Raw genomic sequence first — 25,026 nt, 5'->3', positions numbered from 1 at the left:
ATATTTAGCCGCCCCAGTCAGTATTGACTGGGGCGTTTTTTATTGTAAAAACAGCAGCAAACCATACGTTTTTCCTATCGCTCCGCACCGCTTTTCGTTCCTGCTTCCATCCTTTCGACTCGCGTAATCCGGCGAGATAAGCCCCGCCTTGGCGATAAGTTTTTATGATGGCTTTATTTCAAAACTGTAATTAGATAACAAAAAATCCCGCCTTTGGCTGAACTGCGGGCATAAAAAAGCCGATGCGGTGAGGCATCGGCTCCGGCGTTCAGCCTGGGCTTATTCGCCGGTTTCGTCTTCCGGCAGCACTTCCGGTGGGATCTCGTTAAACCAGGTATCCAGCTTCTGGCGCAGCTTGTCGACGCCGATCTTCTTCAGCGACGAGAAGGCTTCAACTTGGATATCCCCCATAAACGGCAGCACCGCTTCACGCACCATATTGAGCTGCGCCTTGCGTGCGCCGGAGGCCAGCTTGTCGGCCTTGGTCAGCAATAACAGGACCGGCGTGCCGACGTCGACTGCCCACTGGATCATCTGCTGGTCGAGATCTTTCAGCGGATGGCGGATATCCATCAGCACCACCAGGCCTTTCAGGCTGTTGCGCATCTGCAGGTATTCGCCCAGCGCGCGCTGCCATTTGCGCTTCATCTCTTCCGGCACTTCGGCGTAGCCGTAACCCGGCAGGTCGACCAGGCGGATGCCGTCTTCCACTTCGAACAGGTTGATCAGCTGGGTGCGCCCCGGTGTCTTACTGGTGCGCGCCAGGCTTTTTTGGTTGGTCAGGGTGTTCAGCGCGCTGGATTTCCCGGCGTTGGAACGGCCGGCAAAGGCGACTTCAATTCCTGCATCCCCCGGCAGATGGCGAATATCGGGTGCGCTGGTGACGAAATGGGTCACATGATAGTTGTAATTCTTGCTGGTCAAAATTTTTCGTCTCCGTGAGGATGGCTAACTGGTTGGCGATTATAACTGCATCAGCGGTAAAAATGGCGTGTTTCTCGGTTTTTAACCGGCGGGACGCGATAAAACGGCAGTTATGCCGCGCGTGCATTGTGAGACATTTGCCATTCGAATCGCGGGTAATGTCGCTTTATTCGAAAGTAATATTTCTTTTTTTATTTTAAAAACAACATGTTGTTTTTTCGTTGTAGGGAAATGTTGTCCAAATCGGCGTCAGGTGCCTTGAGCCTTCGCAACAATAACGTAAAGTAGTCGTTAACGCAGGGTTGCGCAGGATTAGGGAACATCCGGGAAGGATGACAAATCTCAGGGAACGCACAGGGCGTGCAATGAGTGCCAGGATGAACGCAAAAGGAAGTGACCCTTTCGCACCGGAATAGGCGGCAGGCACATCGGATGGTGAAGTATCGGCAATTTGGATGCCCGCAGGAAGCGCGCTCGGGAAGAGCGGATGCGAATGGATTGCGCCATGGACGATTTTTCTTTCAGGATGAAGGACGTAGTGGCAGGGAATGCGGTTATAGCAGAGGGAAAAACCGGGATGTTGCATGTACGCAAGGAGCGCGTAACAGGAATACCCTTCGCGAGAAGGTGCGAAATAGGCGGCAGGTTTAACCTGCCGCCTTTTTTCTTTGTCCGCTTTCTGCTAGATTCCGCCGCAATTCTATACTGAATCTACATACCTAAGAGCACACGCTATGAACCAGCCATCAAAAGCACCTCGCGGCAGCGCGGCGAAGTCAAAAACGAAAAAGAAAAGCCGTATGGAGCTCGATCAGGAAGCGCGCGAGCGCAAACGCCTGAAAAAGCGCCGCGGCCTCGCTTCCGGTTCGCGCACCCAGGTCGAGTCCGGCAGCCAGAAAAACAAATCGGCGGCGGCAGCCAAAGATCCGCGTATCGGCAGTAAAGTGCCGGTTGCGCTGGTGGTCGACGAGACCAAAGTGAAGGCTAAACCGCAGCCGAAGCCGAAGGCCGAAGCGAAACCGCGCCTGTCGCCGGAAGAAGAGCTGGCGAAGCTGGAAAATGACGAACGCCTGAACGCGCTGCTGGATCGCATCGACGACGGCGAAACGCTGAACGCGGAAGAGCAAGCGTATGTCGACAAGACGCTGGATCGCATCGATGTGCTGATGGACGTGTTGGGTATCGAACTGGGTGAAGACGACGACGAAGAAGAAGAGAAGCAGGAAGATATTCTGAAGCTGCTGAAAGGCGGCAATCCGAAAGACGCCTTTTAACGCGCCATGTGGCTAATCCCGACAATAGCCCTACTCTTGATGTGTTATCTGCTGTGGTTATTCGGTAAACTATGGCGGCTGTCTAAGCGCAAAGCGCGTTTTCGCAGTGCTTCCGTGGCCAGACAGCGCAGACAACCGCCTCTCTCCCGGCCCGGTAGAAAAAGATATCGGAAGGAGTGAGCATGTCAGAGCAGACGATTGTCTGGGATTTGGCCCTGATCCAAAAATATAACTACTCAGGGCCGCGTTATACCTCATACCCCACGGCGCTGGAGTTTAACCAGTGCTACGACGAAGCGGCGTTTCAACGCGCCGCTGCGCGCTATCCTGAGCGACCGCTGTCGCTGTACGTGCATATCCCCTTCTGCCATAAGCTGTGCTACTTCTGCGGCTGCAACAAGCTGGTGACGCGCCAGACGCACAAGGCCGACGAATATCTGAACGTTTTGGCGCAAGAGATCGCCAGCCGTGCGCCGCTGTTCGCCGGCCGTAAAGTCGGCCAGATGCACTGGGGCGGCGGTACGCCAACCTACCTGGACAAAGCGCAAATCAGCCGGCTGGTGGCGTTGCTGCGCGAACACTTTGATTTCCTGCCCGATGCGGAGATGTCGATCGAGGTCGATCCGCGCGAGATAGAGCTGGATGTGCTCGATCATTTACGCGCTGAAGGCTTTAACCGTCTGAGCATGGGGGTACAGGATTTCAACAAGCAGGTGCAGCAGCTGGTCAACCGCGAGCAGGACGAAGCCTTTATTTTCGCCCTGATCGAGCGGGCCAAAGCGCTGGGCTTCCGCTCAACCAATATCGATCTGATCTACGGCCTGCCGAAACAGACGCCGGAAAGCTTCGCTTTCACGCTGCAGCGGGTGGCTGAGCTGAATCCCGATCGCCTCAGCGTGTTCAACTACGCGCATATGCCCAACTTGTTCGCCGCCCAGCGCAAAATCAAAGACGCCGATCTGCCGGGCGCGCAGCAGAAGTTGGATATCCTCCAGCAGAGCATCGCGTTCCTGACCGACGCCGGCTATCAGTTCATCGGCATGGATCACTTTGCCCGCCCGGACGACGAGCTGGCGATCGCCCAACGCGAAGGCAAGCTGCACCGCAATTTCCAGGGCTACACCACTCAGGGCGACAGCGATCTGCTGGGGCTGGGCGTGTCGGCCATCAGCATGCTCGGCGACAGCTATGCGCAGAACCAGAAAGAGCTGAAGCGTTACTATGACAGCGTGCAGGCGCAGGGCAACGCGCTGTGGCGCGGGCTGGCGCTGACGGACGACGATTGCCTGCGGCGCGATCTGATCAAAACGCTGATCTGTAACTTCCGATTGGCGTATCAGCCGCTTGAACGGCAATACGGCATCGATTTCACCGCTTACTTCGCCGAAGACCTGCAGCTGCTGGCGCCGTTTGAACGCGATGGGCTGGTGGAGCGCGACGAGCAAGGCATTCGCGTCACGCCGCGCGGGCGCTTGCTGATCCGCAATATCTGCATGTGCTTCGACCGCTATCTGCGTCAACAGGCGCGCAGCCAGCAGTTCTCTCGGGTGATCTGAGGATGAAAAAACAGCCGCTGATGCGGCTGTTTTTTTAACTGAAGAAGTTAATCAGCGCGGCGCACAACACCGCGGCGACCGCCGCCTGCGGGGTGTGGCTGGCAGCAGAGCCCAGCTCCGCGCCCTGAGAAATGAACACGATGAATGAGTCCAGCATCGTCAACCTCCAGAGTGTGCGACACGATCATACTGCGCCCGCTCCGGCTGTAAAGCCTGAGGTTGGCGTTTTTTTGTGCGCCGGACTGCGTTTTTCATCATCCACCCACGCTCCTATTCCATGCCCAGCTCTTTGAGCTTGCGGGTCAGAGTATTACGCCCCCAGCCCAGCAGGCGTGCGGCTTCCTGTTTGTGCCCCTGGGTGTGGCGTAGGGCGGTGGTGAGCAGCGTACGCTCCATCTCCGGCTGCGCTTCCGACAGCAGGTTTTGATGACCGGAACGCAGCGCGCGATCGGCCCACTGAGCCAGCAGCGTGGCCCAGCTGTCCGGCAGGCTGTGGCTGGGGCTCTCCGGCGCGGCGGTTTCGAACAGTTCGCTCGGCAGATCCTGAATCAGCACCTCTTGCCCGGCGGCCATCACCGTCAGCCAGCGGCAGGTATTCTCCAGCTGGCGCACGTTGCCCGGCCAGGGCAGGCGGGTCAGCGCGGTTTCGGTTTCCGGATGCAGGTTCTTGGCCTCGACGCCTAACTCTTTGGCGGCGATCTGCAGGAAGTGGCGCGCCAGCCGCGGGATGTCTTCCCGGCGCTCGCGCAGCGGCGGCAGGTGTACGCGGATCACGTTCAGGCGATGGAACAGGTCTTCGCGGAACTTGCCTTCCTGTACCCGCAGCTCCAGGTTTTGGTGCGTGGCGGCGATAATGCGCACGTCGACCTTCACCGGCGCATAGCCGCCGACCCGGTAGAACTGGCCGTCCGCCAGCACCCGCAGCAGGCGCGTTTGCACGTCGAGCGGCATATCGCCGATCTCGTCGAGGAACAGCGTGCCGCCGTCGGCCTGTTCAAAGCGTCCCTGACGGATTTGGTTCGCACCGGTGAAGGCGCCTTTCTCGTGGCCAAACAGCTCCGACTCGATCAGGTCTTTGGGGATGGCAGCCATGTTCAGGGCGATGAACGGCGACTTGGCGCGCGGGCTGTGGCGGTGCAGCGCATGCGCCACCAGCTCTTTGCCGGTGCCGGATTCGCCGTTGATCAGCACGCTGATCGACGAACGCGAGAGCCGGCCGATGATGCGAAATACGTCCTGCATCGCCGGCGCTTCGCCGATGATGTCCGCCGCCGGATCGCTGGCCGGCTGGCTGCGCACCGGCTGCTGCTGCTCCTGATAATGGCTGATGGCGCGCTCGACCAGCGCCACTGCTTCGTCGATGTCGAACGGCTTCGGCAGGTAGTCGAAGGCCCCTTGCTGATAGGCGCTGACGGCGGCGTCCAAATCCGAATGCGCGGTCATGATGATCACCGGCAGCATTGGATGGCGCTGTTTGATCTGTTTGAGCAGCGCCAGACCGTCTATACCCGGCATGCGGATGTCGGATAGCAGCACGTCGGGGGTTTGCGTGGCCAAGGCTTCCAGCACGTCATTGCCGCCTTCGAAGGTGGCGCAGCTCAGGCCCGCGCCGGTGAGCGCGCGCTCAAGCACCCAGCGGATGGAGCTATCGTCATCGACGATCCAGACTATCCCTCGTTGCATAGCAAACCTCACTGACGAATGGGCAGGTAGACCGAGAATTCGGTATGACCTGGCCAACTGTTGAATTCAATTTTTCCGCAATGCTGATCGATCAGATTGCGGGCGATGGATAATCCCAGGCCGGTACCGCCTTCACGGCCGCTGACCATCGGGTAGAACAGCGTGTCCTGCAGCTGCGCCGGCACGCCGGGGCCGTCGTCTTCGACGTCGATACGTGCCGCCAGGCGGTAGCGGGTACCGTGCAACGTAATCTGAAACGCGGTGCGGGTGCGCAGCGTGATGGTGCCGCCCGCCTCGCCCAGCGCCTGCAGCGCATTGCGGGTGATGTTCAGCAGCACCTGTTCTATCTGATCCGGGTCATGAGCCATTTCCGGCAGACTCGGATCGTAGTCGCGCACCAGCGTGACGTTATCCGGCATTTCCAGGGACACCAGTTGGCAGACGCGCTCCGCGACCTGATGAATGCTCTGGGTAATATGCTGGCCGGGCCGCTGCGGCCCGAGCAGACGATCCACCAGATTACGCAGCCGATCGGCCTGCTCAATGATCACCTTGGTGTATTCGGTCAGCGCCGGATCGGGCAGCGCTTTGGCCAGCAGCTGCGCTGCGCCGCGCAGGCCGCCCAGCGGGTTTTTAATTTCGTGCGCCAAACCGCGCACCAGATCGCGGGCTGCCACCTGTTGGGCATGTTGCAGCTGTTCCTGGCTCAGGCGGCGCTGATTGTCCATCGGCGCCAGCTCGACCAGGATATAGCCTTCCGGCAGCGCCTGAGCGGTCAGGGAAAGGATATGCGCGCGGCCGTCGACCACCAGGGTCACTTCGTTGTCCGTGAAGCCCTGCCCGGCGCGCAGGCTTTCACGCATCAGAGAGACGTTCAGCGAAAAATAACCGAGCAAATCGGGCAGCGGCGTGCCGAACAGCTTGCGGGAGCTTTGCGCCAGCAGCTGCTGTGCCGCCGGGTTGGCGTAGTGAACCGCCAGAGAGTCATCCAACAGCAGGATGCTGTTGATGAGTGAATTGAGGATCTGCCCAGCATCGGGCAGCTTGCCAGTTGCCATACAGCAGACTCCTGCACCTTTTTAGTGCATCTATCCTACTCCATCCGGGATCGGCGCGGTATGGAATAGTTTTGCAGAAAATACGGTGGAGAAAAAAACCCATCCGAAGATGGGCTGAAAGTTTCCACGGCAACAAAAAAGCGATAACAAAAATATGGGCGCCGTCCGCCTGCGCAGACGGCGCGGGTAGGGCTTAGACGCTGTAGTACAGTTCGAACTCAACCGGGTGTGGCGTCATACGAACGCGGTCCATCTCTTCTTTGCGCAGTTCGATGTAGGCATCGATCGCATCGTCGGTGAACACGCCGCCGCGGGTCAGGAACTCGCGGTCTTCGTTCAGTGCGGCCATCGCCTCGTCCAGCGAGCCGGCCACTTTTGGGATCTCGGCTTCTTCTTCCGGCGGCAGGTCGTACAGGTTTTTGTCCATGGCGTCGCCAGGGTGGATCTTGTTGATGATGCCGTCCAGGCCGGCCATCAGCAGTGCGGCGAAGCACAGGTATGGGTTAGCCGCCGGATCCGGGAAGCGGGCTTCGATGCGGCGCGCTTTCGGGCTGGCGACCACCGGGATACGGATGGACGCGGAGCGGTTACGGGCGGAGTAGGCCAGCATCACCGGCGCTTCGTAGCCCGGTACCAGACGCTTGTACGAGTTGGTGGTCGGGTTGGCCAGCGCGTTGATCGCCTTGGCGTGCTTGATGATGCCGCCGATGTAGAACAGCGCGGTTTCAGACAGGCCGCCGTATTTGTCGCCGGCGAACAGGTTGGTGCCGTTCTTGGACAGCGACATGTGGCAGTGCATGCCGGAACCGTTGTCGCCGAACATAGGCTTCGGCATGAAGGTCGCGGTTTTACCGAAGGCGTGTGCCACGTTATGCACCACGTATTTGTAGATCTGAATTTCGTCGGCTTTTTTGGTCATGGTGTTGAAGCGGGTTGCCACTTCGTTCTGACCGGCGGTCGCCACTTCGTGGTGGTGCGCTTCAACCACCAGGCCCATCTCTTCCATGGTCAAACACATGGTGGAACGCAGATCCTGCGAAGAGTCGACCGGTGGAACCGGGAAGTAACCGCCTTTCACCGCCGGACGGTGGCCTTTGTTGCCGCCGTCGTATTTTGTGCCGGAGTTCCAGGCGCCTTCGATGTCGTCGATGGCCACGTGGGAACCGCGGATGCTGCTGCCGAAGCGAATGTCGTCGAACAGGAAGAATTCAGGCTCTGGCCCGAACAGGACGGTGTCCGCGATGCCGGAGGAGCGCAGGAAATCTTCGGCGCGTTTGGAGATGGAACGCGGGTCGCGATCGTAGCCTTGCATGGTGCCCGGCTCGAGAATGTCGCAGCGAATGATCAGCGTTGGTTCTTCGAAGAACGGATCCAGAACCGCCGTGCTGGCATCCGGCATCAGTACCATGTCAGATTCGTTGATGCCCTTCCAACCACCGATAGAGGAGCCGTCAAACATTTTGCCTTCTTCGAAGAAGTCGGCGTTTACCTGATGAGCCGGGATAGTCACGTGCTGTTCCTTACCCTTGGTGTCAGTGAAACGCAGGTCTACGAATTTCACTTCATGCTCATTCAGCATCGTCAAAACGTGTTCAGCGGACATACTTAACTCTCCCGGTTTATCATTGTCGTCGTCGTGGAACGAATCTGTGGAACTGGCTTTTTTTCGCCTTGAAAAGACTAAAGCGAAAAGCGTGCCAACTTTTTAAAAAGGCGTTCATCGCCTTTCTGCGCGGGTTTTACCCAGCCACAGTATGCACCATCAGCGATAAATTGCACCGCCATGGTGCAATTGGGGTGAGCGTGGGCACCGAAATGGTGCAAAAGTGCAACGATTGCGGCTTTTTGCACCGTGAAAGGGATCACAAACTGACCGGTACGCGGTTGTTTATAAGAGATGGTTGTGATCTTGTTTAGTCCCTCGCTTAATACGTGTACAATAGCGCGCTATTTCTAATGCCCGAGGCAAAGCTGTGATCGAAAATTTGCGTAACATCGCCATTATTGCCCACGTTGACCATGGTAAAACCACCCTGGTTGACAAGCTGCTGCAACAATCCGGTACTTTCGGAGAGCGTGCGGAAGCCACCGAACGCGTAATGGACTCCAACGATTTGGAGAAAGAGCGTGGGATTACCATCCTCGCAAAAAACACCGCCATTAATTGGAATGGTTACCGTATCAACATCGTGGATACCCCAGGACACGCCGACTTCGGCGGTGAGGTAGAGCGCGTGATGTCGATGGTTGACTCGGTGCTGCTGGTTGTGGATGCAATGGATGGCCCTATGCCGCAAACCCGCTTCGTGACCAAGAAGGCCTTCGCCAACGGTCTGAAGCCGATCGTGGTCATCAACAAGGTTGACCGCCCTGGCGCGCGCCCTGACTGGGTTGTGGATCAGGTGTTCGACCTGTTCGTGAACCTCGACGCGACCGACGAGCAGCTCGACTTCCCGATCATCTACGCTTCTGCGCTGAACGGCATCGCCGGCGTCGATCACACCGACATGGCGGAAGACATGACCCCGCTGTATCAGGCGATCGTCGACCATGTGTCTGCGCCGCAGGTTGAGCTGGAAGCGCCATTCCAGATGCAGATCTCCCAGTTGGACTACAACAACTACCTGGGCGTTATCGGCATCGGCCGCATCAAGCGCGGTAAAGTGAAGCCGAACCAGCAGGTCACCATCATCGACAGCGAAGGTAAAACTCGCAACGGTAAAGTGGGTAAAGTGCTGGGTCACCTGGGTCTGGAGCGTATCGACAGCACCCTGGCGGAAGCGGGCGATATCATCGCCATCACCGGCCTGGGCGAGCTGAACATCTCTGACACCATCTGCGACACCAATGCCGTAGAAGCGCTGCCGGCGCTGTCCGTCGACGAACCGACCGTCACCATGTTCTTCAACGTCAACACCTCGCCGTTCTGCGGTAAAGAAGGTAAGTACGTGACGTCGCGTCAGATCCTTGACCGTCTGAACAAAGAGCTGGTGCACAACGTAGCGCTGCGCGTTGAAGAAACCGACGATGCGGACGCCTTCCGCGTCTCCGGCCGTGGTGAACTGCACCTGTCGGTGCTGATCGAAAACATGCGCCGTGAAGGTTTCGAGCTGGCGGTTTCCCGTCCGAAAGTTATCTTCCGCGAAATCGATGGCCGCAAGCAGGAGCCATTCGAGAACGTAACGCTGGATATCGAAGAGCAGCATCAGGGTTCCGTGATGCAGGCGATGGGCGAGCGTAAAGCTGACCTGAAAAACATGGATCCGGACGGTAAGGGCCGCGTACGTCTCGACTACGTGATCCCAAGCCGCGGTCTGATCGGCTTCCGTAACGAATTCATGACCATGACTTCGGGTACCGGTCTGCTGTACTCCACCTTCAGCCACTACGACGACGTGCGTCCGGGCGAAGTGGGCCAGCGTCAGAACGGCGTGCTGATTTCCAACGGCCAGGGCAAAGCGGTCGCGTTCGCGCTGTTCGGCCTGCAGGATCGCGGCAAGCTGTTCCTGGGCCACGGTGCGGAAGTGTATGAAGGCCAGATCATCGGTATTCACTCACGTTCCAACGACCTGACCGTAAACTGCCTGACCGGTAAGAAGCTGACCAACATGCGTGCTTCCGGTACTGACGAAGCGACTACCCTGGTTCCGGCCATCAAAATGACCCTGGAGCAAGCTCTGGAGTTCATCGATGACGACGAACTGGTAGAAGTGACGCCAACCTCGATCCGTATCCGTAAGCGTCACCTGACGGAAAACGATCGTAAGCGTGCCAGCCGCGGTCCTAAAGACGCTTAATCGCTGATTGAGTGTCTCATGCTTAGGGCGCGGTTCTCGCGCCCTGAGTTTTTTCCTCTGTTGTTCCCCGTTTGTGCGGCGCGCTATGCGCTTTTCCGTTCGCTCCCTGTTCAGCTGTTCCTTTTCCCGCTACAGTGAAATCTCACCGGCCCATAGGAGAGGACTATGCTGTATATCTTTGATTTAGGTAATGTGATCGTCGATATCGATTTCAAGCGTGTGCTGGGCGTGTGGAGCAATTTGAGCGGCACGCCGTTGGCGGTGCTGTCCGATCGTTTCACCATGGGTGAGGTGTTCCAGCAGCATGAACGCGGTGAAATCAGCGATGAAGACTTCGCCGGCAAACTGTGCGATGAAATGGGCATCGCGCTCAGCTTTGAGCAGTTCGCCACCGGTTGGCAGGCGGTATTCGTCGCGCTGCGCCCGGAGGTGATCGACATCATGCAGCGCCTGCGCAACGAAGGTCACCGGGTGGTGGTGCTGTCGAACACCAACCGTTTGCACTGCAATTACTGGCCGCAGCATTACCCTGAAGTGGCTGCCGCCGCCGATCATCTCTATTTGTCGCAAGATCTCGGCATGCGCAAACCGGAAGCCAACATCTACCAGCATGTGCTGGCCGCGGAAAACACCGCTGCCGCCGACGCGGTGTTCTTTGACGATCACCCGGCGAACGTCCTCGCCGCGCAGGCGCTGGGGATCAAGACGGTGCACGTCACCGATCGCGACGTGGTGCCGGCCTATTTTGCTCAATGAGCACAGGGCGCGTTAAGCTTAAGGCGTATCAACGGACATCAAGGAGTGACCATGTCGTTTTTCCGCCGCAAGAAGCTACCCTCTGCGATTAAGCCAAGCGTCACCTTCGGACGGCTGCTGTACCAACGCATCGACCACGATGGCCTGACGATGTTGGCGGGCCATCTCGCCTACGTTTCCCTGCTGTCGCTGGTGCCGCTGGTCACCGTGGTGTTCGCCCTGTTCGCCGCTTTCCCGATGTTTTCCGACATCAGCGAACAGCTGAAGAGCTTTATCTTTTCCAATTTCGTGCCGGCCGCCGGCAATGTGATCCAGAACTACCTGGAACAGTTCGTCGCCAATTCCAACAAGATGACCGCCGTCGGCACCTGCGGGCTGATCGTTACCGCGCTGCTGTTGATTTCCTCGGTGGACAGCGTGCTGAACACTATCTGGCGCAGCAAGAACAAGCGGCCGATCGTCTTCTCCTTTGCCGTGTACTGGATGGTGCTGACGCTGGGGCCGCTGCTGGTGGGCGCCAGCATGGCCATCAGTTCTTACCTGCTGTCGCTCAACTGGTTGGCGCAGACCGGCGTCAATGGCCTGGTGGATCAGGTGCTGCGCATCTTCCCGCTGATTTTGTCCTGCATCTCCTTCTGGCTGCTGTATTGCATCGTGCCGACGGTGCGCGTGCCGCCCAAAGATGCACTGATTGGCGCGGTGGTGGCCGGATTGCTGTTCGAACTGGGCAAGAAGGGATTCGCGCTGTACGTCACCATGTTCCCCTCCTATCAGCTGATTTACGGCGTGCTGGCGGTGATCCCGATTTTATTCCTGTGGGTCTATTGGAGCTGGTGTATCGTGTTACTCGGTGCGGAAATCACCGTGACCATCGGCGAATACCGCGACTACCGTCGGCAGAAGGCGGAGCAACAGGAACAAAAACCAGAAGGGCAGCAGGAATGATTGCGTTGATTCAACGGGTGTTAAACGCCAGCGTCACGGTGGGTGGCGAGACAGTAGGCAAGATTGGCCCCGGTTTGTTAGTGTTATTGGGCGTGGAGCAGGGCGATAACGAGCAAAAAGCGCAGCGCCTGTGCGAACGCGTGTTGGGATACCGCATTTTCGGCGACGAAAACGACAAGATGAATCTCAACGTCCAGCAGGCCGGGGGCAGCGTGCTGGTCGTTTCGCAGTTCACCCTGGCGGCGGACACCCAGAAGGGCATGCGGCCCAGCTTTTCGCGCGGCGCCGCGCCGCAGGAAGCCGATCGGTTGTATCAATATTTTGTAGGCCAATGCCGTGAACGCGGCGTAGAGACCCAGACCGGCGAGTTCGCCGCCGACATGCAGGTGGCGCTAGTCAACGATGGTCCGGTGACATTCTGGCTACAGGTCTAAGCATTCGGAGAACAGGCGTCTATGTATCACCTACGAGTACCCGTAACAGAGCAAGAACTGAAGGAGTATTACCAGTTTCGCTGGGAAATGCTGCGTAAGCCGCTGCACCAGCCGGTGGGTTCGGAAAAGGATGCCTATGACGCCATGGCCCATCACCAAATGGTGGTGGACGAGGCCGGTAAAATTGTCGCCATCGGGCGGCTGTATATCAATGCTGACAACGAGGCGGCGATCCGTTTTCTAGCGGTAGACCCGACGTTGCAGGATAAAGGGTTGGGAACGCTGGTGGCGATAACGCTGGAGTCCGTCGCGCGGCAGGAAGGCGTGAAGCGGGTGGTGTGCAGCGCCCGTGAAGACGCGGTGGATTTCTTCGCCAAGCTGGGCTTCGTCAATCAGGGCGAGATCACCGCGCCGCAGACCACCCCGATCCGTCACTTTTTAATGATCAAACCGGTGGCGACGCTGGACGATATCCTGCATCGCCCTGATTGGTGCGGCCAATTGCAGCAGGCCTGGTATGAACACATTCCGCTGAGCGAAAAGATGGGCGTGCGCATCAGCCAATACACCGGCCAGCGCTTCGTCACCACCATGCCGGAGATCGGCAACCAGAATCCGCACCACACGCTGTTCGCCGGCAGCCTGTTCTCGCTGGCGACGCTGACCGCCTGGGGGCTGATTTGGCTGCTGCTGCGCGAGCGCCATCTCGGCGGCACCATCATTCTGGCGGACGCGCACATTCGCTACAGCAAACCGATTACCGGCAGGCCGCGTGCGGTGGCGGATCTGGGCTCGCTGAGCGGCGATTTGGCGCGTCTGGCGCGCGGCCGCCGCGCGCGCGTGCACGCCGAAGTGCATCTGTTCGGCGACGAGGATAAGGGCGCGGTATTCGAAGGCACCTACATGGTGTTGCCGGCTGAGCCGGATGTGCCGCTGGATCAGGGTGGCTCTGAAGCGCTGGAAGAGTAGGGTGGCGGCCCTGCCCTGAGGGCGGGCCGCGCAGTGCATTACGGCAGTTGTTGGTTCACCGCTTGGCCGTCGCCGGCGGTGGCCTGCAGATTGCCTTTCAATGAGGCCTTGAACGGCCCGTCGCTGTTCAGCAGCCCTTTCAACTGCAGCTCAAGGTTGCCGTCGCCCGTCAGCGGCACCGGCTGCCATCCCCATTGCTGCAAGGTATTGATCGGTACCGAACGGCCGTGCAGCGTCAGCTGGAACGGCTTGCCCGGCAGCTGATCGACGGTCGCTTTGGCCTCCAGCAACCCATTGGGCATAAAGGCGCTGAGCTCGGTGACGGTGATCTGGTTGGCGTCGGCGTTCAGCGCCAGCGAAGGGCGCCGCACGTCGATTTTGTTGAAGGTGGCCTCGCTGCCGTTCAGGTTTAGCGAACCGGACCAAATGCCCAACTGGTGGTCGCGCGCCAGCAGCAGGTTGCTGCCGTAACCGTCCAGCGCGGTGATCTGGAATGGGAATGCCGGGTTGATATCGATGATCAGATTGCGGTTGGTGGTCAGCTTGGTGACGTACACCTCCGCCAGCCAGCCCGGCAGCGGTTTCAGCCACAGCTCGCGCCAGTCTATCGGCAGGGTGTACTCTAGCGCCGCCATGGCCACTTCATCCAGCTGCAGGCGTTTGCCGGCGCGCAGCCAGTTGCCGGAGGTGCGCAGCAGCCCGCCTTCCCAGCGGGTGGTGAATTGCTGAATGGCGATGCCGGCGGAAGAGAGCCGCAGGGTGGCGATCGGATCGATCAGGTGGAAACCGCCGTTGATCACGTCGCTGGCGTTGAAGTTGAGCGAGCCGTCTTCGCTGCGCCAGTCGCCTTTTTCGACGCTGACGTTTTGCAGCGACAAATCGAGATCGTTAACCGCCCATGCCTTGCCTTCCAGGCGCGCGTCGATAAGATCGAAACGCTTGAGGGTGACCGGCGGCAGAGCGGTGAAGCGCCGCATGAATTCCGCCAACGTCAACGGGGTCTGCAGGCGCACGCCGCTCAGCCGCAGGCGCTCCACCCGCCAGCTGCCGTCGGCGGCGCGGCTGGCCACGCCGGTCAGGTCGCCCTGCGCCAGATCGGCGCCGAAGTTGTTCAACAGCAGTTGGCCCTGCTTTTGCTCCCCCTGCACCAACACCTTCGAGGCGGGGATGCCGTTCAGCGTCATCGAACCGGCGCTGAACTGAAACTGGTTGTTGTCCCCCAGCAGATGGCCGGCCAGCGGGCGCCACGGCGTGATGCCGGCAGTGACCTGCTGCGCGTTGAGCTGCCACTCGTTATCGTTGGACTGCAGCGCCATGTTGCTCAACTGCAGCACGTCGGCCTGTACAGGCAACGCCGCCGCCTGTGGCTGCACGTTCAGCGTGCCGTCGCGCAGCGTGACGCTGTGAAAATAGCGCGGCTCGGTGATTTGGCGCAGGCTGAGGCCGAGATCGACGCGTTTGGCAACCAGCGCCTGCGGCTGGCCGCTGCGCGCCAGCTGCACGTCTTCCAGACCGATCTGGTCCGGTTGGCTCCACGAATGGGTGATTTTTCCTATCGACAGGCGGTATTCGCTGTTGTCGCTGATCCAGGCACTCAGGCGGCCTGCCGCCCAGCGGGTTTGCCCGACCAGGTACAGCACCACCACCGCCAGCACGATCAGCAGCAGCAACGTCAGCAACAGCTTTCCGATAAATTTCATCGTCTACATCCGCATCGGTCAAAAAAGATACCCTGTTTATGCCGCAATTGGCCGGGCATCTCAAGGGCAATGGTCTGATAGACAATAAAAAACGGCCGCAAGCGGCCGTTTGAACGCCAATGGGCGGGTTACTTTTTCTCGTGTTCCTGCGGGAACACCAGGTTCAGCACGATGGCGGTAATGCCGCCGGCGGCGATGCCGGAAGAGAGCAGGGTTTTCAGCCAGTCCGGCGCGAACTGCAGGATCAGCGGCTGCTGGGAGACGCCCATGCCGACGGCCAGCGACAGCGCCATGATCATGATGGCGCGGCGGTTCAGGCGCTCGCGCGACACGATGCGCACGCCGGAGGCGGCGATGGTGCCGAACATCACGATGGTCGCGCCGCCCAGTACCGGCTCGGGGATGTGCTGCACGAAGCCGGCCACCGCCGGGAACAGCCCCAGCGCGATCAGCATCAGCGCCACCACAAAGCCGACATAGCGGCTGGCGACGCCGGTCAGCTGGATCACGCCGTTGTTCTGGCCGAAGCAGGAGTTGGGGAAGGTGTTGAACACCGCCGACAGCATCGAGTTCAGGCCGTTGGCCAGTACGCCCCCTTTTAGACGCTTCATGTACAGCGGCCCGCTGACCGGCTGTTCGGAGACGTCAGAGGTGGCGGTGATGTCGCCGATGGTTTCCAGCGAGGTGACCATAAAGATCAGCATCAGCGGCAGCAGCAGGTTCCAGTCGAAGCCCAGGCCGTAATAGAGCGGCGTGGGAATAGTGATCGCCGCCGTGGGTGCCGCCGGAGCGTCGGCGGGCAGCATGTCCATCGCCCAGGCCAACAGATAGCCGACCGCCATGGCGATCACCAATGAAGCGACGCGCAGGTAAGGGTTGCGCTGGCGGTTCAGCAGGATGATGATCGCCAGCACCGCGCCGGCCAGCAGCAGGTTTTTCGGTGAGCCGAAGCTGTGATCGTTCATCGCGGCATAACCGCCGCCGATCGAGGTCAAACCGACCTGAATCAGCGACAGGCCAATGATCATCACCACGATGCCGGAAACCAGCGGGGTGATGATGCGGCGTGCCAGATGCAGCACGCGCGACAGCAAAATTTCGGTGCAAGAAGCGACCATCAGGGTGCCGAACAGCGCGGCCATCATGGTCGGCACGTCGGCGCCGCCGTTTTTCAGCGCCAGACCGCCCATGATCAGCGGCGAAACGAAGTTGAAGCTGGTGCCCTGAATCGACAGTAGACCGGAACCCACCGGCCCCCAGGTTTTGATTTGCAGAATGGAAGCCAGGCCGGAGGCGAACAGCGACATGCTGATGATGTGCTGGGTATCCTGCGCCGGCAGGCCCAGCGCCTGGCAGATCAGCAGCGCCGGAGTGATCACCGCAACGAACATCGCCAGAAGATGCTGGCCGGCGGCAAACAGCGTTTGCGGCAGCGGCGGGCGGTCTTCGAGGCGATAAATCAGTTCGCTGGCGCGGGATTCTGAGGCGGCTTGGCGTGTGGCATCAAGCTCGGAGGATGACATGCTCATGGTGTGGCGTTTCCAGATACGGCAAAGCAGGCATTTTAATGCGCCGCCCCGCAAAAGCAAACGGTTGCGCCTAAATATTATATTGTCAACTTTCCTGTTTATGTCGCATTTTCATTCATTTTTTCTTGTCATCTTAGCGTTTTTTACTTCTAATCCTGGACTCATCAAGTTTAAAAACTCAGTGGTTTTCTATAACTTATTATTTTTATTTGGATCTTTTCCCTTACATGGAGTACCTGGATGTTTCATCTTGATACTTATGGCACGTTAGTCGCCGCGACGCTGGTTTTGCTCCTCGGGGGCAAGTGCGTCAGAAGCATTCCTCTGCTGCGAAAATATACCATTCCTGCCCCCGTCGCCGGCGGTTTGCTGGTGGCCCTTCTGTTGTTAGCCCTGAAAAAGTTCGCCAACTGGGAAATCAGCTTTGACATGTCGCTGAAGGATCCGCTGATGCTGGCCTTTTTCGCCACTATCGGGCTGAACGCCAACCTGGCGCGGTTGCGCGCCGGCGGCAAGGCGCTGATGGTATTCCTGTTCGTGGTGCTGGGGCTGCTGTTGGTGCAGAACGCCATCGGCATCGGCATGGCGAAAATGCTGGGGTTGGATCCGTTGATGGGCCTGATCGCCGGGTCGATCACCCTGTCGGGCGGCCACGGCACCGGGGCGGCCTGGAGCAAGCTGTTCATCGAGCGCTACGGCTTTGAAAACGCGACGGAAGTCGCCATGGCCTGTGCCACCTTCGGCCTGGTGCTGGGCGGCCTGATCGGCGGCCCGGTGGCGCGCTATCTGGTCAAACACTCCTCTACGCCGGAAGGCACGCCGGAAGACAGCGTGCAGCCGAGCGGTTTCGAGAAGCCGGAAAGCGGCCGCCTGATCACCTCGCTGGTGATGATCGAAACCATCGCCATGATCGCCATCTGTCTGAGCCTGGGGCAGCTGATTGCCGGCCTGCTGAACGGCACGGTGTTTGAGCTGCCTAACTTCGTTTGCGTGCTGTTCGTCGGGGTGATCCTCAGCAACACGCTGGCCTTCACCGGTTTCTATACCGTGTTCGAGCGGGCGGTATCGGTGCTGGGTAACGTCAGCCTGTCGCTGTTCCTGGCGATGGCGTTGATGAGCCTGCGCCTGTGGGAGCTGGCTTCGCTGGCGTTACCGATGCTGGCGATCCTGGCGGTGCAGACGCTGGTGATGGCGCTGTACGCGATCTTTGTTACCTACCGGGTGATGGGCAAGAACTACGACGCGGCGGTGCTGGCCGCCGGCCACTGCGGTTTCGGCATGGGCGCCACGCCGACGGCGATCGCCAACATGCAGGCGATCACCGATCGCTTCGGCCCGTCGCACCTGGCATTTCTGGTGGTGCCGATGGTGGGAGCGTTCTTTATCGATATCGCCAACGCCATCGTTATCAAGCTGTATCTGCTGCTGCCGGTGTTCCCGGCGGTGGGGTGATATCGCGAGTCATCATGAGAAGGGCGCCTGCGGCGCCCTTTTTTATGCGTTGGAGTAGCGCGCCTTCTCCGGCAGCCAGCGTTCGATCAGCGCCTGGGCGTGTTCCGGGTAGTGCTGATGGAGATGGCGGGCGACGCGTTGCACTTCGGGGATCATCGCCTGGTCGCGCAACAGGTCTGCCACCTTGAATTCGGCGCTGCCGGTCTGGCGGGTGCCGAGCAGCTCGCCCGGGCCGCGGATCTCCAGATCGCGCTGGGCGATGACAAAACCGTCGTTGCTGTCGCGCAGCACCTGCAGGCGCGTCTGCGCGGTTTTGCTCAGCGGCGTTTTGTACAGCAGCACGCAGTGTGAGGCCACGGCGCCGCGCCCTACGCGGCCGCGCAACTGGTGCAGCTGCGCCAGGCCCAGCCGTTCCGGGTTTTCGATGATCATCAGGCTGGCGTTGGGCACGTCGACGCCGACCTCGATCACCGTGGTGGCGACCAACAGCTGCAGCTCGCCCTGTTTAAACGCCTGCATCACCGCCTGCTTTTCCTGCGCTTTCATGCGGCCGTGCACCAGCGCCACCTTCAGCTCCGGCAGCGCGGCTTTCAATTCTTCCCAGGTGGCTTCCGCCGCCTGCGCTTCCAGCAGCTCGGACTCTTCGATCAGCGTACATACCCAGTAAGCCTGCCGTCCTTCTTCCAGACAGGCGCTTTTCACCCGTTGAATGATGTCGGCGCGGCGGGTATCGGGAATGGCGACGGTGGTCACCGGCGTGCGGCCCGGCGGCAGCTCGTCGATGACCGAGGTATCGAGATCGGCATAGGCGGTCATCGCCAGCGTGCGCGGGATCGGCGTGGCGGTCATGATCAGCTGATGGGCGTGGAAGCCTTGCTCTTCGCCTTTCTCCCACAGCGCCAGCCGCTGATGCACCCCGAAGCGGTGCTGCTCATCGATAATCACCAGCGCCAGGCCGTTGAACTGCACCTGCTCCTGGAAGATGGCGTGGGTACCGACCACCATCGATACCTGGCCGCTGGCGATGGCTTCCTGCTGCGCGATGCGCGCCTTGCCTTTCTGTTTGCCCGCCAGCCAGCCGACCTGCAGCCCCAGCGGTTCGAACCACTGGCGGAAGTTGTTGGCATGCTGTTCGGCCAGCAGCTCGGTCGGCGCCATCAGCGCCACCTGCTTGCCGTGCGCGATGGCGCGCAGCGCCGCCAGCGCCGCCACCAGCGTTTTGCCGGAACCGACGTCGCCCTGTACCAGCCGCATCATCGGGAAGTCTTTTTGCATGTCGGCTTCGATGTCGGCCACCACGCGCGTTTGCGCGCCGGTCGGCGAGAACGGCAGCTGTGCGAGAAAACGGTTTTTCAGCCGATCGTCCGGCAGCAGCGGTTGCGCCTGATAACTCTGCGCGCCGGCGCGCACCGCCAGCATGCTGAGGTTATGCGCCAGCAGCTCTTCGAGGATCAGGCGTTTTTGCGCCGGGTGTTTGCCCAGTTCCAGATCCGCCAGCTGAATGTCCGGCGGCGGGCGATGCAGGGTGTGTAGCGCCTGCGGCAGGCTCATCAGGCCGCCGCTCAGCTCCGGCGGCAGCAGTTCGGCGATGGCGCAGGTATCCAGCAGCGCCAGCGCCTGGTCGGTCAGCTTGCGCAGCGTGGCCTGCCGCACCCCCTCGGTGGTGGGGTAGACCGGCGTCAGCGACTCCTGCAGCTCGACCTCGCTGGCTTCGCCCTGAATACGGTATTCCGGATGAATGATCTCCGCGCCGTGGTTGCCGCGTTTGATCTCGCCGTAGGCGGTCACGCGGCGGCCGGTGGCCAGGCTGTTCTTCATTGCGGCGTTGAAGTTGAAGAAGCGCATGGTGAGGATGCCGGTGCCGTCGCTGATCTGGCAGGTCAGCATGCGGCGGCGGCCGAAGCTGATGTCGCTGCGCAGCACTTCCCCTTCTACCGTGGCGTAGATGCCCGGCAGCAGATCGTTGATCGGATAGAGGCGGGTGCGGTCTTCGTAGCGCAGCGGCAGGTGCAGCAGCAGATCCTGAATGGTCTCGAGGCCAAGCTTGGCCAGTTTGCCCGCCTGGCTGGCGCCAACCCCGGAAAGCGTGGTGAGTGGGACAGCATCCAGCAGGCGGCCTTTCATTTGCGCACCGTCGCCTGCATGGCCGCCCACCATTCGGCGCTGGCGACCACCTGACCCTGTTCGTCGATCTGCGGACGCGGCAGCCCCTTGCGTTTGGCCACGTTGGCCAGCACCGGATAGCCGCCTTCGAACAGCAGACGCTGCTGCTCTTCTTCGTCCAGCATGCTGTTGTCGCGGCGGTACAGGCCGGCGTTTTGCCGCTGGCGCTGCGCCTCATACAGGATCAGCGCCGAAGCCACGGAGACGTTGAGCGATTGCACCATGCCGATCATCGGAATGACGATGTCTTGATCGGCGAGCGCCAGCGCTTCTTCGGTGATGCCGGTTTTTTCCTGGCCGAGCAGCACGCAGGTTGGCCGGGTGTAGTCCACCTCGCGGAAATCGACCGCGCGCGCAGACAGGTTGGTGGCCAGAATTTGCATGCCCTGCGCTTTCAGGTGACCGACCGCGTCGCCGATGGTGGGATGGGTTTTAACGCTGACCCAGCTGTTGCTGCCGGCGGCGGAGGAAACCAGGGTGCGCATGCGGGTGGTGGGCCACACGGCGTGGACCTGATGCACGCCGACGGCGTCGGCGGTGCGGATAATGGCGGAGACGTTATGCGGCTTGTGCACTTGCTCCAGGCAGACCGTCAAATCCGGCTGCCGGGTCGCGAGCATTTCACAAATCCGCGCATAGCGTTCAGGACTCATAAGCGCTAGTTTCGGTTGCGGTTAACTTTGATCACATCCGGCATGATACGGATTTTACGCATAATGTTTGCCAAATGGATGCGATCGCGGGTGGTCAAGCGGATAAAGGCGCTATAAACCCGACCGTCTTTCTCTTCGGTGTTCAGGCTCTGAATATTGGACTCGGCCGCGTTGATCGCTGCCGTCAGGTTGGCCAGCGCGCCCTGGTGGTTAAACATATCCACCTTGATCTCGGCGATGAACTCCTGCTCGGTCTCTTTATCCCACTCGACCGCCATGAACTTCTCAGGCTCTTTCTGATAGCCGCGAATATTGCGGCAGGATTCATGGTGGATCACCAGCCCTTTGCCCGGGCTGACGTGAGCGATAATCGGGTCGCCCGGAATCGGACGGCAGCACTTGGCGAAGGTGATCAACACGCCGTCGGCGCCCTTGATGGCCAGGTTACGCACGCCGGAGGTGGTGCCCAGGCTGGACTGATCGCCCTGCAGATTCTTCGCCACCACCACGCTCATGGCGTTGCCGAGGCCGATTTCCGCCAGCAGATCGTCCAGCGTCGCCAGCTTCATGCGGTCCAGCTCGTGCTGAATGTTTTCCTGCGGGATTTCGGCCAGCTTGCGGCTGCCGCCCAACGCATGGTTGAGCAGTCGGCGGCCGAGGCCGACGGAGTCGTCGCGCTTGAGGTTCTTCAACATCTGGCGAATTTTGGCGCGCGCTTTCGAGCTGACCACGAAGTTCAGCCAGGCGGCGTTGGGCCGCGCGCCCGGTGCGGTGATGATCTCGACGGTCTGGCCGCTGGTCAGCGACTGTGACAGCGGGTACGGCTGACGATCGACGCGCGCGCCGACGCAGGCATGGCCGATATCGGTATGCACCGCATAGGCGAAGTCGACCGGCGTGGCGCCGGCGGGCAGCTCGACGATGCGGCCTTCCGGGGTGAAAACGTAAATCTCATCCGGGAACAGATCGGATTTGACGCTCTCGATAAATTCAAACGAACTGCCAGCGCTTTGCTGCAGCTCCAGCAGGCTTTGCATCCAGCGTTGGGCGCGGATCTGCGCCGTGGTGCCGGTTTCGCCCTGTTCTCTTTCCTTGTAAGCCCAGTGCGCGGCCACCCCCATCTCAGCCATCTGGTCCATGTCTTCGGTGCGGATCTGCACTTCGACCGGTACGCCGTGCGGGCCGATCAGCGAGGTATGCAGCGATTGATAGCCGTTGGCCTTGGGAATGGCGATGTAATCTTTCACCCGCCCTGGGCGCGGTTTATACAGGCTGTGCACCTGGCCGAGTACGCGGTAGCAGGTATCGACCTCTTTCACGATCACCCGGAACGCGTAGATATCCATGATGGAATGGAAACGCTGTTCTTTCAGGTGCATCTTGAGGTAGATGGAGTAGAGGTGTTTTTCCCTTCCGCTGACGCGGCAGGCGATGCCGGCCTCGGTCAGCCGCCCTTCGATCTCGGAGAGGATTTTTTGAATCATCTCTTTGCGGTTGCCGCGCGCGGCTTTCACCACTTCCTTGATCACGCGATAACGGTTTGGGTACAGCGCCTCGAAGCCCAGCTCTTCCAGCTCGGTTTTCAGGTGATGAATACCCAGACGGTGGGCGAGAGGGCTGTAGATTTCCAGGGTTTCACGCGCGATGCGCCGGCGTTTGTCGGGGCGCAGCGAACCGAGGGTGCGCATGTTGTGCGTACGGTCGGCCAGCTTGATCAGCACGACGCGGATATCTTGCACCATCGCCATGATCATCTTGCGGAAGTTTTCCGCCTGCGCTTCTTTCTTGTCCTGGAACTTCAGCTTGTCGAGCTTGGAGACGCCCTCAACCAGTTCGGCGACGCTCTTGCCGAACAGCTGTTCCATATCTTGATAGGTGGCTGGGGTATCTTCGATGACGTCGTGCAGCAACGCCGCCATCAGCGTCTCGTGATCGAGACGCATTTCCGCCAGGATGCAGGCCACGGCGACCGGGTGAGTAATGTAGGGCTCACCGCTGGAGCGTGTCTGGCCCTCGTGCGCGTCGCGCGCGACGAGGTATGCCTGTTTGAGGCGCTTAATCTGCTCCTCGGGCAGGTAACGTTGAATCAGCAGATTCAGGCTTTCAAACAGGTACAAGGCGGACTCGCAGTCTAATTAACGACGACCTTCAGCAATCGCGGTAACCGCTTGAATCTCTGCGGCTTCCTGCTCTTGCTGTTCCTGGCGCTCACGCACGTCGAGGATCTGGCTGGTGATCAGGCCTTCTTCGATTTCGCGCAGGGCGATAACGGTGTACTTGTCGTTCTCTTCCGGAACCAGTGCATCTTTGCCGCCGGTCTGGATCTGACGCGCCCGACGAGCAGCGACCAACACCAGGTCAAAACGGTTACCAATTTTCTCTACAGCGTCTTGAACAGTTACGCGTGCCATATTTGTGCTACTCCACAGGTGACGAAAAGACTGGGCATGATACTGAAACTGCCTTCAGTCTGCCAATAGTTTGCTGATTAAAGCGTCATGCCGCAGCAACTGGCGGCCCAAACGCAGGCGTTCGGCGCGAATGATGGTCTTCAGATCGGACAGCGCCAGATCGAAATCATCGTTCACGATCAGGTAATCGTACTCCGCGTAATGCGTCATTTCCGCCACGGCCTGAGCCATGCGTTTGGCGATCACCTCTTCGGAATCCTGCCCGCGCCCGCGCAGGCGGCGGCCCAGTTCTTCCTTCGACGGCGGCAGAATGAAGATGCTGCGCGCCTGCGGCATTTTGGCGCGGATTTGCTGCGCGCCCTGCCAGTCGATATCCAGAAACACATCCACGCCGGTCGACAAGACTTGTTCGATGGCGGCGCGCGAAGTGCCGTAATAGTTGCCGAACACTTCGGCGTGCTCAAGAAACGCGTCCTGCTCGATCATCCGGCGGAATTCGTCTTTCGAGACGAAGAAATAATGCTCGCCGTGATTTTCACCCGGGCGACTGTCGCGCGTGGTGTGCGAAACCGAAACCTGCGTGTCGTACAGCGGTTGCGTCTTTAACAAAGCCTGAATCAGACTTGATTTACCTGCGCCACTGGGAGCAGAGACAATATAAAGCGTGCCTTGAGCCATGATGATGTTCGTTGATAACGGTTGATATGCCAAAAACAGCGGATGTGTATTTTCTCCGCACAGTATACACGGCTAACGCGCCGGGTGCAGCGTTAGCTCGCATTTTGCCCGCGGCTTTGCGTGGAAAAAGCGTCGAAAGGGTGAATTTGCGCGTCGAAGGGCGACATTTTTGCAGTTTTGGCCTCGGCGGCGGCGCGTTGCCGCCCCGAGATCAGTGATCCGGATGCTGGTAGTTGAACACCGGCAGGCCGAGGCGGAAGCGCAGGGCGATAAGACGCGCGCTCAGGCCGGCGACCAAGGTGAGGATCACCACCAGATTGTGCGGCAGGCTGAGGTGCTGCAGGCCGATATACAGCCAGGCGGCGCTGAAGGAGATGCCGGCGTAGATCTCCTTCTGGAAAACCAGCGGGATGCGGTTGCAGAACATATCGCGCAGCACCCCGCCGAAGACGCCGGTGATCACCGCGGCGATGGCGGCGATAATGGCGCTGTGCCCCATATCCAGGGCCACCTGCGCGCCGATGATGGAGAAGACGATCAGGCCGACGGCGTCGAGCACCAGGAACAGGCGGCGCAGATGGCGCATCAGAGGAGCCACCCAGGTGGTGACGATCGCCGCTATCGCGACGATGACGATGTATTCCGGGTGTTTGACCCAGCCCAACGGAAAATGCCCGAGCAACATATCGCGCACCGACCCGCCGCCGATTGCGGTGACAGAGGCGATGATGATCACGCCGAACATGTCCATTTGACGGCGGCCGGCGGCCAGCGCGCCGGTCATGGCTTCGGCGGTGATGCCGATGATATAAAGGATGCTCAGTAACATAAGGGGTTCACAGCGTACTTGCCTCAGAATGATGGCCGGCAGGGTAATCGCCGCCGAGGACGCGCGCCACTGAGTTTTTTTCACTGATGGCGTTTCGGATTAATTTAGCTAATCCAAACTCCGTTTTTATTGCCGATAACCAGCCTTTTTTAACATCTTGCTGTTAATAAAAGCATTAGAAATTTCGCGCTGGTTTCCATCGCTGACTATGCTTT

Annotated in this window: 21 protein-coding genes; 8 read left to right on the top strand and 13 right to left on the bottom strand. The window is 59.8% G+C overall.

The features are described from left to right. Positions 1-279: 279 nt before the first annotated feature. On the bottom strand, positions 280-924 hold the full coding sequence (yihA, locus tag N6G83_RS46020; protein WP_141971880.1) for a ribosome biogenesis GTP-binding protein YihA/YsxC: 645 nt from the start codon (positions 922-924) through the stop codon (positions 280-282). Positions 925-1,658: 734 nt separating this feature from the next. On the opposite strand from yihA, the gene yihI reads away from it, so the two are divergent. Beyond that, positions 1,659-2,198: a Der GTPase-activating protein YihI gene (gene yihI / locus N6G83_RS46015; protein WP_071890410.1), complete on the top strand. Its 540-nt coding sequence runs from the start codon at positions 1,659-1,661 to the stop codon at positions 2,196-2,198. A 182-nt stretch (positions 2,199-2,380) separates the two neighbouring features. Then, complete coding sequence (gene hemN, locus N6G83_RS46010; protein WP_049209085.1) at positions 2,381-3,754, top strand: oxygen-independent coproporphyrinogen III oxidase; 1,374 nt, start codon at positions 2,381-2,383, stop codon at positions 3,752-3,754. A 34-nt stretch (positions 3,755-3,788) separates the two neighbouring features. Here hemN and N6G83_RS46005 read toward each other — a convergent pair whose 3' ends face one another. The 4 genes from N6G83_RS46005 to glnA all read right to left on the bottom strand — a co-directional run bounded on the left by N6G83_RS46005 (position 3,789) and on the right by glnA (position 8,098). Next, positions 3,789-3,911 (bottom strand): YshB family small membrane protein, encoded by a 123-nt coding sequence (locus N6G83_RS46005; protein WP_015379453.1) that lies wholly within the window; start codon positions 3,909-3,911, stop codon positions 3,789-3,791. Between the two features lie 113 nt (positions 3,912-4,024). After that, positions 4,025-5,437, bottom strand: a complete 1,413-nt coding sequence (gene glnG, locus N6G83_RS46000; protein ID WP_025304716.1) for a nitrogen regulation protein NR(I) — start codon at positions 5,435-5,437, stop codon at positions 4,025-4,027. An 8-nt stretch (positions 5,438-5,445) separates the two neighbouring features. Next, a complete protein-coding gene (gene glnL, locus N6G83_RS45995) occupies positions 5,446-6,495 on the bottom strand; it encodes a nitrogen regulation protein NR(II) (protein WP_004931246.1) in 1,050 nt (349 codons plus the stop codon). A gap of 193 nt (positions 6,496-6,688) precedes the next feature. Beyond that, positions 6,689-8,098: a glutamate--ammonia ligase gene (gene glnA, locus N6G83_RS45990; RefSeq protein ID WP_025304715.1), complete on the bottom strand. Its 1,410-nt coding sequence runs from the start codon at positions 8,096-8,098 to the stop codon at positions 6,689-6,691. 370 nt (positions 8,099-8,468) lie between these two features. On the opposite strand from glnA, the gene typA reads away from it, so the two are divergent. The 5 genes from typA to fabY all read left to right on the top strand — a co-directional run bounded on the left by typA (position 8,469) and on the right by fabY (position 13,396). Next, entirely contained in the window at positions 8,469-10,292 is a 1,824-nt protein-coding gene (typA, locus tag N6G83_RS45985; RefSeq protein WP_004931243.1) for a ribosome-dependent GTPase TypA, read from the top strand. A 165-nt stretch (positions 10,293-10,457) separates the two neighbouring features. Beyond that, positions 10,458-11,048, top strand: coding sequence for a glucose-1-phosphatase (yihX, locus tag N6G83_RS45980; protein WP_025304714.1), 591 nt, complete (start codon positions 10,458-10,460; stop codon positions 11,046-11,048). 51 nt (positions 11,049-11,099) lie between these two features. Further along, positions 11,100-11,993, top strand: a complete 894-nt coding sequence (locus tag N6G83_RS45975) for a virulence factor BrkB family protein (RefSeq protein WP_025304713.1) — start codon at positions 11,100-11,102, stop codon at positions 11,991-11,993. After that, the gene (gene dtd, locus N6G83_RS45970; protein WP_025304712.1) at positions 11,990-12,427 is read left to right on the top strand and encodes a D-aminoacyl-tRNA deacylase; all 438 of its coding nucleotides are present in this window, start codon (positions 11,990-11,992) and stop codon (positions 12,425-12,427) included. Before N6G83_RS45975 ends, dtd begins: the two co-directional genes overlap by 4 nt. Before the next feature lie 21 nt (positions 12,428-12,448). Continuing rightward, positions 12,449-13,396, top strand: coding sequence for a fatty acid biosynthesis protein FabY (fabY, locus tag N6G83_RS45965; RefSeq protein WP_025304711.1), 948 nt, complete (start codon positions 12,449-12,451; stop codon positions 13,394-13,396). A 38-nt stretch (positions 13,397-13,434) separates the two neighbouring features. Here fabY and N6G83_RS45960 read toward each other — a convergent pair whose 3' ends face one another. Together N6G83_RS45960 and N6G83_RS45955 are read right to left on the bottom strand one after the other, a co-directional pair. Further along, positions 13,435-15,096 (bottom strand): AsmA family protein, encoded by a 1,662-nt coding sequence (locus tag N6G83_RS45960; RefSeq protein WP_260516226.1) that lies wholly within the window; start codon positions 15,094-15,096, stop codon positions 13,435-13,437. Positions 15,097-15,224: 128 nt separating this feature from the next. Next, entirely contained in the window at positions 15,225-16,625 is a 1,401-nt protein-coding gene (locus N6G83_RS45955; RefSeq protein ID WP_060448517.1) for a nucleobase:cation symporter-2 family protein, read from the bottom strand. A 240-nt stretch (positions 16,626-16,865) separates the two neighbouring features. On the opposite strand from N6G83_RS45955, the gene gltS reads away from it, so the two are divergent. Further along, complete coding sequence (gene gltS, locus N6G83_RS45950) at positions 16,866-18,077, top strand: sodium/glutamate symporter (protein WP_025304708.1); 1,212 nt, start codon at positions 16,866-16,868, stop codon at positions 18,075-18,077. A gap of 42 nt (positions 18,078-18,119) precedes the next feature. On the opposite strand, the gene recG is transcribed toward gltS, so the two are convergent. The 6 genes from recG to N6G83_RS45920 all read right to left on the bottom strand — a co-directional run bounded on the left by recG (position 18,120) and on the right by N6G83_RS45920 (position 24,811). Beyond that, positions 18,120-20,201: an ATP-dependent DNA helicase RecG gene (gene recG / locus N6G83_RS45945; RefSeq protein WP_043141057.1), complete on the bottom strand. Its 2,082-nt coding sequence runs from the start codon at positions 20,199-20,201 to the stop codon at positions 18,120-18,122. After that, positions 20,198-20,893, bottom strand: a complete 696-nt coding sequence (trmH, locus tag N6G83_RS45940; RefSeq protein WP_033639122.1) for a tRNA (guanosine(18)-2'-O)-methyltransferase TrmH — start codon at positions 20,891-20,893, stop codon at positions 20,198-20,200. Before trmH ends, recG begins: the two co-directional genes overlap by 4 nt. Before the next feature lie 5 nt (positions 20,894-20,898). Next, entirely contained in the window at positions 20,899-23,010 is a 2,112-nt protein-coding gene (gene spoT, locus N6G83_RS45935) for a bifunctional GTP diphosphokinase/guanosine-3',5'-bis pyrophosphate 3'-pyrophosphohydrolase (RefSeq protein ID WP_015379445.1), read from the bottom strand. An 18-nt stretch (positions 23,011-23,028) separates the two neighbouring features. Beyond that, complete coding sequence (gene rpoZ, locus N6G83_RS45930; protein ID WP_004931221.1) at positions 23,029-23,304, bottom strand: DNA-directed RNA polymerase subunit omega; 276 nt, start codon at positions 23,302-23,304, stop codon at positions 23,029-23,031. A gap of 54 nt (positions 23,305-23,358) precedes the next feature. Beyond that, positions 23,359-23,982 carry a guanylate kinase gene (gmk, locus tag N6G83_RS45925; RefSeq protein ID WP_033636481.1) on the bottom strand — a complete coding sequence of 208 codons (624 nt, stop codon included), beginning with the start codon at positions 23,980-23,982 and terminating at the stop codon, positions 23,359-23,361. A 211-nt stretch (positions 23,983-24,193) separates the two neighbouring features. Next, positions 24,194-24,811, bottom strand: coding sequence for a trimeric intracellular cation channel family protein (locus N6G83_RS45920; RefSeq protein WP_025304704.1), 618 nt, complete (start codon positions 24,809-24,811; stop codon positions 24,194-24,196). Between the last annotated feature and the right edge of the window lie 215 nt (positions 24,812-25,026).

Source organism: Serratia sp. PL7, assembly GCF_945957435.1.
This window is presented reverse-complemented; position numbering and strand designations above follow the sequence as displayed.